This is a genomic window from Actinomadura darangshiensis (assembly GCF_004349235.1).
In the GTDB taxonomy this organism is placed as follows: Bacteria; Actinomycetota; Actinomycetes; order Streptosporangiales; family Streptosporangiaceae; genus Spirillospora; species Spirillospora darangshiensis.
Window position 1 is genome coordinate 1 of the sequence record NZ_SMKY01000607.1, and the last position, 1,668, is coordinate 1,668.

1 protein-coding gene is annotated in these 1,668 nt (G+C 69.3%); it reads left to right on the forward strand.

The features are described 5' to 3' along the window. Positions 1 to 103: 103 nt before the first annotated feature. On the forward strand, positions 104 to 1,633 hold the full coding sequence (locus E1293_RS46865) for an ISL3 family transposase (RefSeq protein ID WP_165978730.1): 1,530 nt from the start codon (positions 104 to 106) through the stop codon (positions 1,631 to 1,633). Positions 1,634 to 1,668 lie beyond the last annotated feature (35 nt).

Below are 1,668 nucleotides of genomic sequence, written 5' to 3' on the forward strand. Positions count from 1 at the left end.
GGCTCTTCCAAGATTCCGGTGGTAACTGAAGGTGTGTCGTTGGCTACGTGAGTGGATCTGGGTGTCACGGTAGGTCGCGTGTGACCGTGACATGGTGGATGTCGTGTTCCCTCATCTGGCGGATGTGCAGGTCGAGCGGGTGGTTCGCGAGGACGGCACGGTGGTGATCATCGGCCGGTCTCGGGGTGATCCGGTGCCGTGCCCGGTGTGCCAGACGATGACCGACAAGGTGCACGGCTACTACCGGCGGCGGCTGGCCGACGCGCCTGCCGGGCGGACTCCCGTGGTGCTGGAGGTGACGTTGCGCCGGCTGGTGTGCCGCAACTACGACTGCCCGCGGCGGACCTTCCACGAGCAGATCCCCGGCCTGGTCGAGCGGTATGCCCGCCGCACCCCACCGTTAGCGGGGCTGGTCGCGAAGTTCGGGATCGCGCTGGCGGGGCGAGGCGCCTCGTCCCTGCTGGCGGCGACGGGAGTGGTGCTGTCGGGCACCGCGGTGCTGGCGGCGTTGATGGCGTTGCCCGACCCGCAGGCGCCGGTGCCGGAGGCGATCGGGGTCGACGACTTCGCGCTCAAACGCTCGCATCGCTATGCCACCGTCATCATCGACGCACTCACCCACCAGCGCCTCGACGTCCTGGACGGCCGGCTCGCGGTCACGCTGGAGGCCTGGCTTAAGGCCCACCCCACCGTGCGAGTGGTATGCCGGGACCGGTCAACGGCGTACGCGGCCGCAGCACGCGACGGCGCCCCGCAGGCGATCCAGGTCGCCGACCGCTGGCATGTCTGGAAGAACCTGGTCGAGGCGGTGGAGAAGACCGCCACCGCACACCGCGCCTGCTTCACAGACCCCGGCGCCGGAGCCGCACGCGGCGAGGGCCCCACCGCGCGGCGCACCCGGGCCCGGCACAAGGCGGTGCACGCCCTGCTCGCCCAGGGCGCCTCGCACGGGCAGATCATGCGGCGACTGCACCTGTCGCGCAACACCGTCAAGAAGTACGCCGCGGCCGAGCGTGCCGAGCAGCTGATCCACGGGCCGAAGTACTCCACCACTGTGGTCGACCCGTTCCGCGACTACCTGCGCAAACGCCGTGAGCAGGAACCGTCGGTCACCACCTGGGCGCTGCTGGGCGAGATCAAGGCGATGGGATACCAGGGCGGGCAGAGCCTGCTGTACCGCTACCTGGATCAGGGCCGCGCCAACATCGAGCACCCGCCGCCCTCGCCCCGCCGCCTGGCCATGTGGATCACCTCCGACCCGGCCAAACTCTCCACCACCTCCCAGGCCCGCCTGCACGACACCCTCCAAGGCTGTCCCGAACTGCAAGCCGCCGCCGACCACGTGCGCTCCTTCGCGATGCTGCTCACCGCCGACCACGACGGCGACCTCGACGTCCACACCACACGCCTGGACTCCTGGATCGACAAGGCTCGCAACGACCCCCACCTGCCCGCGCTGCGGTCCTTCGCCGAAGGCCTGCTCATCGACCACGACGCCGTGGCCGCCGCGCTTGCCCTGCCCTACAGCAACGGCGCTACCGAGGGCGTCGTCAACAAGATCAAGTACCTCAAACGGCAGTACTACGGACGCGCCGCCCTCCCGCTACTCCGTAAACGGATACTCCTCACATAAGCACACCCCGTCACCACCGGAATCTTGGAAGAGCC